Raw genomic sequence first — 13,681 nt, 5'->3', positions numbered from 1 at the left:
TTTTCGGTCAGCGGCAACACGCCATGGTCGACTCCAGGGGTAAATGCACGGTCGAGCCATCCACCGCGAGCACCCTCAGCCCACGCCACTTCTGACGCAGCCCGAAGCAGTCAATTTGTTGCTGCAGGAGGTGATTGAGACTTTCAAATACCTCGGGGTTGAGCTTTTTGCGCGCTTTGCAGAAGGCCTGCGCAGTGACCATTTGCGTCTCAGTCGACGCCTGATTGAGTACGCGATAGAACTGATCGAGTTCGGTTTGCAGGGCCGTGCGCGGCTGATTGAGCAGGAACAGGACGAGGTTCTTGAAGGTGAGCTGGCGTCGGCGGGTAAAGTCTTGAGGATTCTGGCGGTGGGCGGCGATGAAGGCGGGACAATCGAGCGGACTGGTTATTTTTTGTACAATTTTCAAACCAGGGCTTGGCTGGCGGTGTCAAGCGATGCGGTATAGGTAGTCAAAAGGGCTTCTCCCATGCACTGATTTGAGCGCTAATTATATGATATTTATGGATAATTTCCAAAGTTGATGACATTGGCCTCGCACTATTCCCTTGAAGAAATCTATGTGGAATCGCATGAGGTTACCAGTATTACCTCAGAGACTGTACACATCAGGGTAAGCGGTAGCATAGGGGTAACACTGCAGTGGGGATCTAACTCTGATCTCAGAAGAGGCGATGGAGCCGAATTGGATGAGTCGTTCGATTACACCTGCGAATTGACCTGCGAAGCGGCAAATCCAAATCCTGAGGCGCTAGAGTTCGTCGAAGACTCTTTGATGGTAGACACGGGCGACTGGCACGATCAAGAGGAGGATTGGATCGACTCTGCGGCGAGTACATCCGAAGACCATGAAACTCTCGATGCATCGGGCATTCGATCGGACTTCTAGGCTCAGTAGTTTAAGCACCGTCCCGTCCATAGCTATCCATTATCAAGGGCGATTATGGAGCCGAAAGCGGGACGTTCAAGCATGCTGATTCCGCCATGCATCAAATGGGTTGGCTATGTGTTGTGACACCATCTCAGTTGGCGCTATCGTCTTTCCCTGTCAACTGATCCAACGCATTAGCACCACTCTTAAACGCCGACGCAAAGATTGCTCTATTTTTCGCCATAAAAATGCTTGCGTCCTCCGCTTGTTTTTCGTCAAGACCTGGTACATTTTTAATGAGAACGGAAGTTAAAATTTCTGCCAATTCAAGCATTTGATCATGTGCATCGGCTAGTTTTCGATCCAAAAAAACCTTCTCCAAATCTCGAGTGCTTCGGTAAAGTACTTCTACTGCCATGATGGCCTCTCAAAAATTAAAGGGCTGCCTACCTGGGGCAATGCCCTGAAAAAAATTCTATCCGATGGATGTTATCTCTACGATCCGTGCTTGTCTTCATATGAACATTGATAACTAGGCATAGGTCCTTTCGAAAATCTATGCACCGCCTTCCTGTATCTGATTTGTCAGTTGGCGTCTAACGCGCTGATTTAAAACAATAAAACAAAGCATTTTGACACTAACTGGACAGGCATTAGGTGTAGAAAACGGCGGACAAGCGCTCCGGGTCGCGGCTGCTGCGATACACCACTTCGACGGCCATTCATCACCTCTATGCCTTTTTGCTGTTAACGATTTACTGTATCTATATACAGTAATGGCATTCTCCGAATCGCGCAACCCTGAATTTCCCGGGTGCTGCGCGTGTCCTGCGTCACTCGACCACCTTCCAAGCCCCTGTGCCTGGCCCTTTAACTGCATGGCACAAGCGTCATACGGGTAGCGCATCATTTTTTGGATAGCTTTGGGGAGTCGTTGATCGTGAACATCAAATGGGCAGAAAAACTGCGCAAAGGCTTGCATGGTTCAGCCGATTCGCTGGGCAACCTGTGCGTCGAAGGCTTTCACTACCTGGCCTTGTTCGGCATCGGTGCGATAACCGCCTATGCCGCTGTGGTGACCTTCCTGGACATGCTCGGCAAGGGTGGGATCAGTGTGGATGACATCCTGCTGCTGTTCATCTACCTGGAGTTGGGCGCCATGGTAGGCATCTATTTCAAGACCAACCACATGCCCATCCGCTTTCTACTGTACGTGGCCATCACGGCGCTCACCCGCCTGTTGATTGGCGACGTGTCGCACCACAAGGCGCCGGATGTAGGCTTGCTGTACGTGTGCGGGGGCATTCTGCTGCTGGCATTGGCCATTCTGGTGGTGCGCTACGCGTCGTATCGCTATCCGTCGACCAAGGCCCTGGATGCCAGCGGCAAGGATGTGGAAGAGGGCAAGTAACCCTCAGTTGGCCACGACGTTGCGTGCTTGGCCGCCACCGGGGCGCGTGAGGGCGGCGAGCACTTGCATGGGGTTCTGGCTGCGGTCTATCGCCAGACCCAGGCGGATGCTGTCGATGACCCGTTGCAAACGAGCAGGGTCGTTGCGTTGCGCCTGGCTGATCAAGCGTTTGGCGGCAATGCCCGCCTCGTCAGACAAGGTGAGCATGATGCTCCCGTCTAGCGCCTCTATGCTCAGGTTGACCCGGTACTGGGGGCTGAACGCTGCACTGATCTGATCGAATGGGTTGGTCATGATGGCGCTTCTGCAACGTGATGATGCAGAAATTGACTGGCGGGGGCGGGAGCAGGTTCCAACCGTTTATCGGTCGTGACAGGCGCAGTAGTGCAAGGCTGAGCCCCTGCGGCTGGATAAGGCAAGGGCCGCTGCGCGGCCCTATTCTGGTCAGGTGATCAAGCCTCCGGATCGCTCAGCTCCAGCACGCCACGCTTGCTGCGCAACTTGCCGTACAGATGCTCCAGCGCGTGGGTCAGCTTAATAGCCGCGCCGTCCACCGCCTGGTCAAGCGAATTGGCCGTATGGGTCACCGAGATCGGCTGATGGCCTTTGGGGCGAGCCTCCATCTGGCAGCGCTTGTCCTGTGGTCCGGGTTTGCCGCCGTTTTCATCGCGCAGGTGTACCTCGATACGGGTGAGGTCTTCCTCGTAGCGCTCCAGCGTGTCTTGCACCGTGTTGCGGACCCACTCGTCGAGCCGGGCATTGCCATCGATGTGGTTGCTGCTGTTGACCTGGATTTGCATGATTCAATCCTTATTCAGCTTGCTCGCGTGGAGACGCCAGGCCCTTGAGACCCTTGGAATTTCTGCGCCTCTTGACTCTAAGGTCAGGCAAGCGAACAGCGAATTCAACCCCCTCGAAAAAATAAATGTCTTGTAGCAAAGCCGATTGCTCACTTTTGCCAGGCATGCTGTCGGCCAGGCTTTGCATATGAGAATCCATATCATTATTATTGCTGGCCTGACCCTTTCCGGACTTCGTCATGACCCGTAAACCCGCCAGCCTCACGCCCAGCTATCGCCTGGCCGTGGCTTCACGCAGCCTGGCGGCGTTGCTCGGCGGTTACCTGTTGGCGTCTGCGGCCAGTTTCTGCGTGGCAGTGTCGCTGCCCGTGGCGCCGGTCGACGCCACGCTGATCGGCCTGATGCTGTCGTTCGTGTTCTACGTGCTGGCATTCATCGGTTGCTTTGCCTGCCGTGATGCCTGGCGAGCGTGGCTGGGCGTGTTGATACCGAGCCTGGTGCTCGGGCTGCTTGGCGCACTGGTCCATTGGATGAAATTGCCATGAAAGAAGGCTTCCGCCAGGCGATGGCCTGGCTGCATACCTGGACGGGCCTGCTGTTCGGCTGGCTGCTCTTTGCCATCTTCCTCACCGGCACCCTGTCGTACTTCAAGGAAGAAATCACCCACTGGATGCAGCCTGAGATAAGCCATCACGCCGCCAGCCCGCAGGCCGCACTGGAGGCGGCGCAGCGCTACCTGCAACGTCAGGCGCCCGCTTCGCAAAGCTGGTTCATTCGTTTGCCCAATGAGCGCGAAGCAGGGGTGAAGGTCGGGTATCGGGATGCGAACGGCGGGCCGCGCGGTTTCGTCACCCAGACCCTCGATGCCAAGACCGGCGAGCCCATCACGGCGCGCGACAGTCGTGGCGGTGAGTTCTTCTACCGGTTCCACTTCCAGCTGCAGATGCCTTATCCGTATGGCCGCTGGCTGTCGACATTCTGCGCCCTGATCATGCTGCTGGGGCTGGTCACCGGCATCATCACCCACAAGAAGCTCTTCAAGGAATTCTTCACCTTTCGTCCTGGCAAAGGCCAGCGTTCCTGGCTGGACGGTCACAACGCCATTGGCGTGCTGGTGCTGCCGTTTCACCTGATGATCAGCTACAGCAGCCTGGTGCTGTTCATGTACCTGGTCATGCCCGCAGGGCTGATGGCGCATTACGGCGATGACACCTCGAAGTATTTCAATGATCTGTTTGGAGGAGGGGAGGCGCCCAAGGCAGCCCAGGTCGCCGCGCCGCTTGCACCACTGCCGGGTCTGTATGCCCAGGTCCAGGCGCTGCAACCAGGGGCGCGGGTGGGCAACATTCGGGTCGAGAACCCGGGCGACAGCAACGCCCGGGTCACCTTCACTCAATCTGCCGCCGACCACGTTGCCTATCGTCGCAGTGCCAACTGGACCTTCGACGGCGCCACAGGCGCGCTGCTCGAACAAGGCAAACCCGAAAGTGGCGCCATGCTGACGGCATTCAGTTTCGCCGGGTTGCACATGGGCAATTTTGCTGGCCCTTGGCTGCGATGGCTGTATTTCTGCTTCGGGCTGGCGGGCACCGCTGTAATCGGGACCGGCCTGGTGATGTGGTTGGACAAGCGCCAGCTCAAGCATGCCAAAACCCCACGCGTTCCACGTGAGCTGCGTCTGGTGGAAGTGCTCAATATCGTCAGCATGAGTGGGCTGCTGTTGGCAGTGGCCAGCTTTTTCTGGGCTAACCGGCTGCTGCCGGTGGCGCTTGAAGCCCGTGCCGACTGGGAGGTCAACGCGTTTTTCATCACGTGGGGCCTGGCGCTGGCGCATGCCATTGCGCGTAGCGGTCGCCGGGCCTGGGGTGAGCAATTGGCACTCGGGGCGCTGGCCTTCATGCTGTTGCCCCTGCTCAACGCGCTGACCACGGCGCACGGGCTCGACCACGCCATCATCGATGGCGACTGGAGTATGGCGGGGTTCGACCTCACCGCACTGGGCTGCGGCGTATTCCTGGCCTGGCTGGCAAGCAAGAAGCTGCGCCCTGCGGTGGCCTCGGCCAAGCTTTCCCGTTCACGCGCCAGCCAGGTTGGCCATGAAACGGCGCAGGCCCGATGATGTTCGGTATCGCCTTGATCGCCTTTGCGGGTTTCGCCGCCTTGTGCCTGGCCATGCCCAAGCACTTCGAAACGCTGTTGGGGCGCACGCCTGGTCCAGGACAACCGCAGCTATTACGCGTGACCGGCTGGCTCATGCTGCTGGTCTCGTTGGCCCTTGCTGTGCAGTCGCGGGGCTGGGCTCACGGCCTGGTGGAGTGGACGGCCGTGGTGATGGCAGGTGTGACCTTGTGGGTGTTCGCGTTGCCGTATCTGCCGCGCTTGCTGGTCGGCATGGCCGCCGTCAGCGCATTGCTGGGGCCGTTGCTGGTCCTGTCAGCCGGGTGATGCCATGAGCCCCACGACGCAGAACGATGGCTCGGACGGTGAATCGAGCGCTCGTGCCCGCTTTATCCAGGTCTTCATGGCCCAGCGCGCGCGCATGGAGGCGCTGGTCAGTCGCCGGGTAGGCTGCCGGGCCACCGCGTCCGACCTGGTCCAGGAACTGTTCTTGCGCTTCTGGGGGCGTGCGCAGGTCAAGGTCGAAGCCCTGGACACCTACTTGATGCGCTGCGCCGGCAACCTGGCCATCGATCACTTGCGCAGCGAGAGCAGCCGACAGCGTGCTGTCGCTGATGCTTCACAGGACAGCGCGCACCTTGTGAGCCAGACGCTGGAGCAGACCCTGGAGGTGGATGACGATCTGCAACGTATCGAAAACGCCTTGCGTGCGTTACCCGAGCGTACCCGGCAGATCTTTCTGCTCAACCGTGTCCACGGTTGCACGTACAGCGAAATAGCACTCGCCATGCAACTGTCCCAAAGCGCCGTGGAAAAACATATGATGCGTGCCCTGCAAGCCTGCAAGGCCAGTGTCGCCCTGGCCGCGCCCATTCCACGACGACCACGGGGCACGCCGTGACGACCACGTTAGCTGCTGTCACCCAGGCACAATCCGATGCCGCCCTGCAGTGGCTTGTACGCATCAACGGGCAGCCCGAGCAGGCCCGCTGCGCGGCGTTCAGGCGTTGGCTGCTGGCCGATCCCCGGCACCCGGTTGCGTACGAGCAGGCGCAGGCGCTGTGGAACCACAGTGCTCCCGCTGCCGCGACCCTGGCCGATGAAGACCGGCTGGCCCTGCAACACTACCTCGACCGGATGACGCCGCCTGCTACGAGGCGCCCCAGGCGTTGGCGTGCAGGGGCGCTGGCCATGGCCGCTTGCCTGATCATGGCCATTGGCATGCTCCTTGGGTGGCAGCCCGGGCACTGGCTGCTGGATCTGCGCGCCGACTACAGTACGTCGGCCGAACGGCGCGAAGTGACCTTGCCGGACCACTCGGCGGTCACGCTGGACGCCCACAGTGCGATTGCCGTGCATTTCGACAAAGGCCAGCGACGCGTGCGGTTGCTGCACGGCGCCGCGTTCTTCAAGGTCACCCACACTGGCGAGCCCTTTGTGGTGCAGGCCGCGGATGGGCAGGTGCGAGTGCTGGGCACCGAGTTCGAAGTACGCGAGCAGGGCGCCGCCACCCAGGTCACCGTACGCGCCGGTCGCGTAGCGGTCCGCCCAGTCAAGGGGGCCGTGGCCCGTGAGCTGATTGCCAACCAGCAGGTGAGCTACAGCGCGGGGCAGGTCAGCCACACGTTGTCGGTCGACAGCGAGCAGCGTCTGGCATGGCGCGAGGGTTGGCTGACCTATTCCCAGGCGCCGCTGGCGCAAGTGGTCGAGGAGCTGGGTCGCTATTACCCCGGTCACATCGTGCTGCTCAACGAAGCATTGGGGCACCGTGAAGTCAGTGGTAGTTTCCCCATTGCCGAACCGCTGCAGGCGCTGGACTCACTGGGCGCAGTGTTGGGCTTTTCGCGTCAGACGGTGCTTGGGCGGTTCACGGTTATCCGTTGAATGCTGGTCGTTATGCACCTGATGCCATGCTCTCAAAAAAACTTCATCCCGCAGGTGAGGTATCACCACCCCTGAACCGTGTAGTGCGTGGAAGTGCGATTCATTCGCACTCAACACCCTCTCTCAGGTCAGCGTCCATGAAGTCTACCTTGCGTTGCGTTCCCCTCTGGCTCGGTCTTGCAGTACTCCCGCCGTTCGTCTACACCCCAGCGGTGAGTGCGGCGCAACGCGCGCAAGCTTACACCTTCGACCAACCCGCCCAGCCACTGCTCCAGGCCCTGGACGCCTTCAGCCGCGTCACCGGGCAGAGCGTAGTCCATACCCTGACGCTGCCTGCCGTGCAGGCGCCTGCGCTGCGCGGGGCCTTGAGCGCCGAGCAAGCGTTGCAACGCTTGTTGGGTAATGCCGGGCTGATCTGGCGACGGGTCGATGCCCATACCTTCACCCTGGAGGCGCTGGACACCGCAGGTGCCTTGAACCTGCAGGCCACCACCGTGACTTCGCAGCTCGACAGCTCAAGCTATCAGCCGCCGGACACCACCTCGATCATGCGTGGCCAGGGCCCCACTCAGGACATCCCCCAGGCGATCAACGTGGTGCCTGCCCAAGTGCTGCGCGACCAGGCGCCGCGCAACCTTGACGATGCCCTGGCCAATGTCAGCGGCATTACCCAAGGCAACAATTTCGGCGGTACCTCCGACACCGTCATGAAGCGCGGCTTTGGCGACAACCGCGACGGCTCGATCATGCGCGATGGCATGCCGTTGGTGCAGGGCCGCAGCCTCAGTGCCAGCACTGAGCGGGTCGAGGTGCTCAAGGGGCCGGCTTCGCTGCTGTACGGCATCCAGGATCCAGGCGGCGTGATCAACGTGGTCAGCAAGCGGCCGCAGTTGCAGGCCTACAACGCCCTGACTGCACGCGGCTCGACCTATGGCGATGGCAAGAACGGCAGCGGTGGCGGGTTCGATAGCACCGGCGCGCTGGGGGACAGCAACATGGCCTACCGCCTGATTACCGACCATACGGACGAAGACTACTGGCGCAACTATGGCGGGCGCCGCGAGACGCTGCTGGCCCCCTCGCTGGCCTGGCTGGGCGAGGATACCCAAGTGGTGGTGGCCTACGAGCACCGTGAGTTTCTCTACCCGTTCGACCGCGGCACGGCCTTCGGTAACGACGGTCATCCGCTTGACATCCCAGCCACTCGGCGCCTGGATGAGCCGTTCAACGATATGCAGGGCCGCTCCGACCTTTACAGCCTGCAACTGGACCATCAGCTTGCCGACGATTGGAAACTGCACCTGGGCTACAGCTTCAACCGGGAAACCTATGACGCCAGCCAGGTACGCGTGACCGGGGTCAACCCGCGCACCGGCACACTGTCGCGCAGCATCGATGGCACGCGCGGTGCCATGAGCCGGGACCAGTTCGTCACGGCGAGCCTGGCTGGCACGGTCCAGTTGGCAGGCCTGCAGCATGACCTGCTGGTGGGCCTGGACCATGAAGACCGCAAGGTGTACCGCGCCGACCTGATCCGCCAGACGCCGCGCACCTCCTTCAGCTACCTGAACCCCGTGTACGGGCGTGAAGTGGAAGGCAGCACGGTACGTGCCTCCGACAGTGACCAGACCGACAAGCTGCGCACCGACGCCCTGTTCATGCAGGATGCGCTGCACCTGGACGATCACTGGATCCTGGTGGCCGGTGGGCGCTTCCAGCAATATGACCAGTACGCCGGTCGCGGGCGCCCGTTCAATGCCAACACCGACATCAGTGGGCAAACCTGGGTTCCCCATGCGGGGGTGGTGTACAAGGTCGATGAGCAACTCTCGTTCTACGGCAGCTACAGCGAGTCGTTCAAGCCCAACTCGACCATCGCGCCACTGGCCGGCAACGTGGTGCTCGACGGCGCCATCGCCCCGGAAGAGGGTAAGTCGTGGGAGCTTGGGGCCAAGCTCGACGTGCCGGGGCGTATCACGGGTACCCTGGCCTTGTTCGACATCACCAAGCGCAACGTTCTGGTGTCCAACTTCGATTCGAGTACCCGCGAGACGGTTTACAGCAATGCCGGTGAAGTGAACTCCCGGGGCGTCGAGCTGGACCTGACCGGCCAGTTGAGCGAGCGCTGGAGCCTGATCGGCAGCTACGCCTTCACCGATGCCAAGGTCACCCAGGACCCGGCCCTCAAGGGCAACCGCCTGCAGAACGTGGCGCGGCACGGCGCTTCGTTGTCCGCCGTCTACGATTTCGGCAGCCTGTTCGGTGGCGACAGCCTGCGCGCCGGTGCCGGGGCTCGTTATGTGGGCGAGCGTACCGGCAATGCGACCAACACCTTCGACCTGCCGTCCTACACGGTGGCCGACGCCTTCGCCAGCTACGAGACCCAACTGGACGAGCACACCGTTCGCCTGCAAATGAACGTCAAGAACCTGTTCGACAAGGTGTACTACAGCTCGTCGGTGAACCAGTACTTCGTGGCGGTGGGCGATGCGCGGCAGGTGAGCGTATCGGGCACCTTCGAATTCTAGCGACCGGCCCTTCGGCCCAGGGCTTGGCGATACTCCCCAGGCGTGGCCGCCAGCACCTGGCGGAAGCGATTGCTGAAATGGCTGGCACTGGCGAACCCGCAGGCCAGGGCCACCTCGCCCAAGGGCGCATGGCCCAGCCGCAGCAGCAGGCACGCCCGGTGCAGGCGCCGGGCCAGCAGGTATCGATGGGGTGGCAAGCCGAAGCTCACGCGAAACATGCGTGCGAAATGGTACTCGGACAGGTTGCACCGCACGGCCAGCTCGCCAAGGGTAAGGGCATGCTCCAGGTGTGCCTCGATGTAGTCGATCAACTGGCGGCGCTGGCTGGGCGCCAGCCCGCCCTTCAGGCGCAGACCTTGGCGCAGGCCCACCTGGCTGAGCACGGCATGGTCGACGATCTCGTGCGCCAGGCTGCTGGCCAGCAAACGCTCGGCCGGCTCGTTCCAGTCAAGGCCTGACAACTGGCGAAAGCGCAGGGCCTGCCCGGGGTCGTCCAGGAAGGTCGCCTCCTGCAGTTGCAGCGCCCGCGGTTCCCGGTCGAGCAGGCGTACGCACCCCAGCGCAAACTGCGCTGGGCTCACATACAAGTGGGCCATGCGGATGGCCCCGTTGATCACCCAGTTCGACTCGTGCTCGGCCGGCAATACGCACAGCTTGTCCGGAGCACCTTTGTCGGCCGGGCGTTGGCGTCGAAAGGTGCCGGTACCGTCGGCCAGGTAGCAGGACAGGGTGTGGTGGCTGGGTGCCTGGTAGTCGCGGGCATCGTCGCGGTTGCGCCACAGCGCAGCCGCCAGCCCATCGCCCAGGTGCGCGCTGAGCTCCAGCCGGGCGTTGGGTGATGCATGCATGACATTGAACACTTGCAGCTGGGTGAATGGCGTCATCGGGGCCTACCTCTGCTGCACATGCTACTGCGGCCAAGGACTGGTGACAGCGCCCTGATGCGCAAAAGCGCAAGTTTATGCAAGCAGGGCAGGGACACCGAGCGAAATACTGGCGATGCCCGGTACCCAGGCATGCCTGCCTTGGCCGGGACACCCGTGGACGGCCCAAAGGAAACACACCATGAACCTGTCGCTCTACCTGCTCACCGTGCTGATCTGGGGTACGACCTGGATTGCCCTGAAATTCCAGCTGGGTGGGGTCGCCATCCCGGTATCCATCGTCTATCGCTTTGCCTTGGCAGCGCTGATCCTGTTTGCCGTGCTGTTGCTCACCCGGCGCCTGCAGCCCATGGGGCGGCGCGGCCACCAGATTTGCCTGGCCCAGGGGTTGTGCCTGTTCTGCATCAACTTCATCTGCTTTCTCAGCGCCAGCCAATGGATCGCCAGCGGCCTCATTGCCGTGGTGTTCTCCACCGCCACCTTGTGGAACGCGATCAATGCCCGGCTGTTTTTTGGCCGGCAGGTAGCCCCGCATGTACTTGGCGGTGGGGCCCTGGGTTTGCTGGGCCTGGGCCTGCTCTTCTGGCCGGAGCTGTCGCACCATGCGGCCAGCCGCCAGACCCTCTATGGCCTTGGCCTGGCACTGCTCGGCACCTTGTGTTTTTCGGCAGGCAACATGCTCTCGAGCGTGCAGCAGGCGGCCGGGCTCAAGCCCATGACCACCAACGCCTGGGGCATGGCGTATGGGGCAGGCATGCTGGCGATCGCCTGCCTGTTGGGTGGGATTCCCTTCGAGATGGAGTGGAGCACACGCTACGTGGGCTCACTGCTCTACCTGGCGGTGCCGGGCTCGGTGATCGCGTTCACGGCGTATCTGACCTTGGTCGGTCGCATGGGGCCGGAACGCGCGGCCTACTGCACGGTGCTTTTCCCGCTGGTGGCCCTGAACGTGTCGGCGGCCGTCGAAGGCTATCAATGGACGCCCACCGCCTTGCTTGGCCTGGTGGCGGTGATGGCGGGCAATGTGCTGGTGTTTCGCAAACCCAAGGCTGCGCGTAGTTCCGAGGTGCCACGGCCTGCCTAGGCCTGGTCATGAAGCCGGGCCGCACCGGTGGCGGCCCGTGCGCTCAGCAACGCCCGTGCTCAGCCTTTCCACACCTGAGGGTTGACCAGGTCCCTCGGCCGCTCGCCCAGCAGCGCCGCGCGCAAGTTGTCGATGGCGCGGTTGGCCATCGCCTCGCGCGTCTCGGCGGTCGCCGAACCAATGTGGGGCAGGGTCAGGGCATTGGGCAGGCTGAACAGCGGGGAGTCGGCCAGGGGTTCCTTTTCATACACGTCCAAGCCGGCACCTCGGATCGTGCCGTCCTGCAGGGCCTGGATCAATGCCGCTTCGTCCACCACTGGCCCGCGGGCGATGTTGATCAGAAACGCCGAGGGCTTCATCAGCTTCAGCTCGCGGGCGCCGATCAACTGGCGCGTGGCATCGGACAGCGGCACCACGATGCAGACGAAGTCGGCTTCGCCCAGCAGTTGCTCGAGGCTGCGCATCTGCGCACCCAGTTCCTGCTCCAGAGCCGTCTTGCGGCTGTTGCCGCTGTAGATGACCGACATGTTGAAGCCCAGACGACCCCGCCGCGCAATGGCGGCGCCGATGTTGCCCATGCCGACGATGCCCAGGGTCTTGCCATGTACGTCACTGCCGAACAGCGCAGGCCCTACGCTGGCCTGCCAATGGCCGGCCTTGGTCCAGGCGTCGAGCTCTGCGGTCCGCCTGGCGCAGCCCATGATCAAGGAAAAGCCCAGGTCGGCCGTACTTTCAGTGAGCACGTCCGGTGTATTGGTGAGGGCGATGCCCCGTTCGTTGAAGTAGTCCAGGTCGTAGTTGTCGTAGCCCACTGACACGCTGGACACCACTTCGAGCTTGCCAGCCCCTTCGAGCTGGGCACGCCCCAGCTTGCGGCCCACCCCAATCAGGCCGTGGGCATGCGGCAGGGCTTCGTTGAACTGCGCGTTGACGTCACCGCGTTTGGGATCGGGCATGATCACGGTGAAATCGTGCTGCAAGCGCTCGGCCATGGCCGGGGTGATCCGGCTGAAGGCAAGGACGGTCTTTTTCATCGTTCACCTGAAGGCAAAACCCTGAAGCTACAGGTTGTGCGCAGCAGGCTGCAACCCTTGCCGGTGGTGGCTCAATGCGCTTTCAGGTCGGCTTCATGGGCCGCGAGGATTTCCGGCAGCGAGTTGCGCAGGTACTCCACCCAGGTCTTGATCTTGGCGTCCAGGTACTGGCGCGACGGGTAAATGGCATACAGGTTGAGTTCCTGCAGCCGGTATTGCGGCAGGATTCGCACCAGGGTGCCGTTGCGCAAGCCTTCGATGGCCGAATAGATCGGCAATACCCCCACCCCCATGCCACTGCGAATGGCCGTGCGCATCGCATCGGCCGTGTTGACCATGAAGGGTGAGCTGGTGATGTTGACCATTTCCTGGCCTTCGGGGCCATCGAACAGCCATTTTTCAAGCGGTATCACCGGGCTGACCATGCGCAGGCAGGCATGCTTGAGCAGATCGGCCGGCTTCTGCGGCACGCCATGACGGGCAATGTAGGCCGGCGACGCGCAGACGATGCTGTAGGTGATGCCCAGCCGTTGTGACACGAAGCCTGAGTCCGGCAGCTCGGTGGCCAGCACGATGGACACGTCGTAACCTTCGTCGAGCAGGTCGGGCACGCGGTTGGCCATGGTCAGGTCGAAGGTCACGTCCGGGTGCGATTCGCGGTAGCGGGCGATCGCATCGACCACGAAATGCTGGCCCACCCCGGTCATCGAGTGCACCTTCAACTGCCCGGCCGGGCGGGCATGGGCGTCGCTGGCCTCGGCCTCGGCTTCTTCGACGTAGGTCAGAATCTGTTCGCAGCGCATCAGGTAGCGCTTGCCGGCTTCGGTCAGCGCGATGCGGCGGGTGGTGCGGTTGAGCAGGCGTGTTTGCAGATGCGCTTCCAGGTTGGAGACGGCCCGCGACACGTTGGCGGTGGTGGTGTCCAGCTGGCCCGCTGCGGCCGTGAAGCTGCCGAGCTGGGCCACGCAACTGAAGGCACGCATGTTTTGCAGGGTGTCCATGGGTCACTCTCGATCTAGAGGACAAAATTGTGTCACGAAGTCGCGCAACCAGGATGAAAAGTTGCG

At 61.9% G+C, this 13,681-nt stretch carries 15 protein-coding genes and 1 pseudogene; 9 read left to right on the top strand and 7 right to left on the bottom strand.

Features of this window, described 5'->3' with window-relative positions:
- Window positions 1–22: 22 nt before the first annotated feature.
- Window positions 23–409: pseudogene (locus tag B2Y33_RS13790) on the bottom strand (IS4 family transposase); the annotation flags it as partial.
- Window positions 410–523: 114 nt separating this feature from the next.
- Here B2Y33_RS13790 and B2Y33_RS13785 point away from each other — a divergent pair.
- Window positions 524–889, top strand: a complete 366-nt coding sequence (locus B2Y33_RS13785) for a hypothetical protein (RefSeq protein WP_206405621.1) — start codon at window positions 524–526, stop codon at window positions 887–889.
- Between the two features lie 133 nt (window positions 890–1,022).
- Here B2Y33_RS13785 and B2Y33_RS13780 read toward each other — a convergent pair whose 3' ends face one another.
- Window positions 1,023–1,289, bottom strand: a complete 267-nt coding sequence (locus B2Y33_RS13780; protein WP_034137100.1) for a YebG family protein — start codon at window positions 1,287–1,289, stop codon at window positions 1,023–1,025.
- Window positions 1,290–1,811: 522 nt separating this feature from the next.
- Between B2Y33_RS13780 and B2Y33_RS13775 the strand changes: the two genes are divergently transcribed.
- The gene (locus B2Y33_RS13775; protein WP_027914415.1) at window positions 1,812–2,282 is read left to right on the top strand and encodes a phosphate-starvation-inducible protein PsiE; all 471 of its coding nucleotides are present in this window, start codon (window positions 1,812–1,814) and stop codon (window positions 2,280–2,282) included.
- Between the two features lie 3 nt (window positions 2,283–2,285).
- On the opposite strand, the gene B2Y33_RS13770 is transcribed toward B2Y33_RS13775, so the two are convergent.
- Both B2Y33_RS13770 and B2Y33_RS13765 read right to left on the bottom strand, forming a co-directional pair.
- The gene (locus B2Y33_RS13770; protein WP_027914416.1) at window positions 2,286–2,576 is read right to left on the bottom strand and encodes a DUF3509 domain-containing protein; all 291 of its coding nucleotides are present in this window, start codon (window positions 2,574–2,576) and stop codon (window positions 2,286–2,288) included.
- A 158-nt stretch (window positions 2,577–2,734) separates the two neighbouring features.
- Window positions 2,735–3,082 (bottom strand): HPF/RaiA family ribosome-associated protein, encoded by a 348-nt coding sequence (locus B2Y33_RS13765; RefSeq protein ID WP_206405622.1) that lies wholly within the window; start codon window positions 3,080–3,082, stop codon window positions 2,735–2,737.
- A 239-nt stretch (window positions 3,083–3,321) separates the two neighbouring features.
- Between B2Y33_RS13765 and B2Y33_RS13760 the strand changes: the two genes are divergently transcribed.
- From B2Y33_RS13760 to B2Y33_RS13735, 6 genes are all read left to right on the top strand, one after another.
- The gene (locus B2Y33_RS13760) at window positions 3,322–3,627 is read left to right on the top strand and encodes a DUF3649 domain-containing protein (RefSeq protein ID WP_206405623.1); all 306 of its coding nucleotides are present in this window, start codon (window positions 3,322–3,324) and stop codon (window positions 3,625–3,627) included.
- Entirely contained in the window at window positions 3,624–5,201 is a 1,578-nt protein-coding gene (locus B2Y33_RS13755) for a PepSY-associated TM helix domain-containing protein (protein ID WP_206405624.1), read from the top strand. The genes B2Y33_RS13760 and B2Y33_RS13755 overlap by 4 nt, the downstream gene beginning before the upstream one ends.
- On the top strand, window positions 5,201–5,527 hold the full coding sequence (locus tag B2Y33_RS13750) for a DUF3325 domain-containing protein (protein WP_027914420.1): 327 nt from the start codon (window positions 5,201–5,203) through the stop codon (window positions 5,525–5,527). The genes B2Y33_RS13755 and B2Y33_RS13750 overlap by 1 nt, the downstream gene beginning before the upstream one ends.
- Window positions 5,528–5,531: 4 nt before the next feature.
- Entirely contained in the window at window positions 5,532–6,101 is a 570-nt protein-coding gene (locus tag B2Y33_RS13745) for an RNA polymerase sigma factor (protein WP_028687631.1), read from the top strand.
- The gene (locus tag B2Y33_RS13740; protein WP_206405625.1) at window positions 6,098–7,084 is read left to right on the top strand and encodes a FecR family protein; all 987 of its coding nucleotides are present in this window, start codon (window positions 6,098–6,100) and stop codon (window positions 7,082–7,084) included. The genes B2Y33_RS13745 and B2Y33_RS13740 overlap by 4 nt, the downstream gene beginning before the upstream one ends.
- 137 nt (window positions 7,085–7,221) lie before the next feature.
- Complete coding sequence (locus tag B2Y33_RS13735; RefSeq protein WP_206405626.1) at window positions 7,222–9,612, top strand: TonB-dependent siderophore receptor; 2,391 nt, start codon at window positions 7,222–7,224, stop codon at window positions 9,610–9,612.
- On the opposite strand, the gene B2Y33_RS13730 is transcribed toward B2Y33_RS13735, so the two are convergent.
- Window positions 9,609–10,496 carry a helix-turn-helix domain-containing protein gene (locus B2Y33_RS13730; RefSeq protein WP_206405627.1) on the bottom strand — a complete coding sequence of 296 codons (888 nt, stop codon included), beginning with the start codon at window positions 10,494–10,496 and terminating at the stop codon, window positions 9,609–9,611. The two genes, B2Y33_RS13735 and B2Y33_RS13730, sit on opposite strands and share 4 nt — an antisense overlap.
- Window positions 10,497–10,677: 181 nt before the next feature.
- Here B2Y33_RS13730 and B2Y33_RS13725 point away from each other — a divergent pair, with 181 nt between their 5' ends.
- Window positions 10,678–11,580, top strand: a complete 903-nt coding sequence (locus B2Y33_RS13725) for a DMT family transporter (protein WP_027914425.1) — start codon at window positions 10,678–10,680, stop codon at window positions 11,578–11,580.
- A 59-nt stretch (window positions 11,581–11,639) separates the two neighbouring features.
- Here the strand turns inward: B2Y33_RS13725 and B2Y33_RS13720 are convergent, their stop codons facing one another.
- Window positions 11,640–12,614 carry a 2-hydroxyacid dehydrogenase gene (locus B2Y33_RS13720; RefSeq protein WP_023534454.1) on the bottom strand — a complete coding sequence of 325 codons (975 nt, stop codon included), beginning with the start codon at window positions 12,612–12,614 and terminating at the stop codon, window positions 11,640–11,642.
- Between the two features lie 71 nt (window positions 12,615–12,685).
- Window positions 12,686–13,615: a LysR family transcriptional regulator gene (locus B2Y33_RS13715; protein ID WP_027914427.1), complete on the bottom strand. Its 930-nt coding sequence runs from the start codon at window positions 13,613–13,615 to the stop codon at window positions 12,686–12,688.
- Window positions 13,616–13,681 lie beyond the last annotated feature (66 nt).

Origin of the sequence: Pseudomonas sp. UBA5666, assembly GCF_002420785.1 — a bacterium.
Classification (GTDB): Bacteria; Pseudomonadota; Gammaproteobacteria; order Pseudomonadales; family Pseudomonadaceae; genus Aquipseudomonas; species Aquipseudomonas fulva.
The sequence above is the reverse complement of the archived record's forward strand: the minus strand, read 5'-3'. Positions and strand labels throughout refer to the sequence as shown.

Coding starts and splice junctions, on each gene's coding strand:
- B2Y33_RS13750 (WP_027914420.1), top strand. CDS start 5,201: ATGTTCGGTATCGCCTTGATCGCCTTTGCGGGTTTCGCCGCCTTGTGC.
- B2Y33_RS13785 (WP_206405621.1), top strand. CDS start 524: ATGACATTGGCCTCGCACTATTCCCTTGAAGAAATCTATGTGGAATCG.
- B2Y33_RS13760 (WP_206405623.1), top strand. CDS start 3,322: ATGACCCGTAAACCCGCCAGCCTCACGCCCAGCTATCGCCTGGCCGTG.
- B2Y33_RS13765 (WP_206405622.1), bottom strand. CDS start 3,082: ATGCAAATCCAGGTCAACAGCAGCAACCACATCGATGGCAATGCCCGG.
- B2Y33_RS13735 (WP_206405626.1), top strand. CDS start 7,222: ATGAAGTCTACCTTGCGTTGCGTTCCCCTCTGGCTCGGTCTTGCAGTA.
- B2Y33_RS13725 (WP_027914425.1), top strand. CDS start 10,678: ATGAACCTGTCGCTCTACCTGCTCACCGTGCTGATCTGGGGTACGACC.
- B2Y33_RS13730 (WP_206405627.1), bottom strand. CDS start 10,496: ATGACGCCATTCACCCAGCTGCAAGTGTTCAATGTCATGCATGCATCA.
- B2Y33_RS13780 (WP_034137100.1), bottom strand. CDS start 1,289: ATGGCAGTAGAAGTACTTTACCGAAGCACTCGAGATTTGGAGAAGGTT.
- B2Y33_RS13770 (WP_027914416.1), bottom strand. CDS start 2,576: ATGACCAACCCATTCGATCAGATCAGTGCAGCGTTCAGCCCCCAGTAC.
- B2Y33_RS13755 (WP_206405624.1), top strand. CDS start 3,624: ATGAAAGAAGGCTTCCGCCAGGCGATGGCCTGGCTGCATACCTGGACG.
- B2Y33_RS13720 (WP_023534454.1), bottom strand. CDS start 12,614: ATGAAAAAGACCGTCCTTGCCTTCAGCCGGATCACCCCGGCCATGGCC.
- B2Y33_RS13745 (WP_028687631.1), top strand. CDS start 5,532: ATGAGCCCCACGACGCAGAACGATGGCTCGGACGGTGAATCGAGCGCT.
- B2Y33_RS13715 (WP_027914427.1), bottom strand. CDS start 13,615: ATGGACACCCTGCAAAACATGCGTGCCTTCAGTTGCGTGGCCCAGCTC.